Source organism: Actinokineospora pegani (genome assembly GCF_009745975.1).
Classification (GTDB): Bacteria; Actinomycetota; Actinomycetes; order Mycobacteriales; family Pseudonocardiaceae; genus Actinokineospora; species Actinokineospora pegani.
Genome location: NZ_WHOL01000011.1, coordinates 1 through 460 on the forward strand (window position 1 = coordinate 1; position 460 = coordinate 460).

The window sequence follows — 460 nt, forward strand, 5'->3', positions numbered from 1 at the left end:
GCCGCGCGGGTGTGTCGTCGTTCGGCATCTCCGGCACCAACGCCCACGTCATCCTCGAACAGGTCCCCGCCCACGTCCCCGAGCCGGGCGCGGACGTCGCCGGGCCGGTGCCATGGGTGCTGTCGGGCAAGACCCCGGACGCGGTGCGGGAGCTGGCGGCCGGGTTGCGCGCGGTTGACGCGCCGATCGGGGACGTCGGCTGGTCGCTGGCCACCACCCGGGCCGCGCTGGACCACCGGGCCGTCGTCGTCGGCGACGACCTGGCGGCGCTGCGGGCCGCGCTGGCGGAGGTCAAGCCGGTCGCCGCGCGCAAGGGCAAGACCGCCTTCGTGTTCTCCGGCCAGGGTTCCCAGCGCGTCGGCATGGGCCTGGAACTGGCCGAGCGGTTCCCGGTCTACGCCGCCGCCTTCGACGAGGTCTGCGCGCACTTCGACGCGCTGCTGGACCGCCCGCTGCGCGC

General features: G+C 75.9%; 1 protein-coding gene. It reads left to right on the forward strand.

All coding sequences use genetic code 11. The features are described from left to right. Window positions 1-460 (forward strand): ketoacyl-synthetase C-terminal extension domain-containing protein (locus GCL84_RS00515; protein WP_328618752.1); only part of this gene is annotated, 460 nt, incomplete at both ends.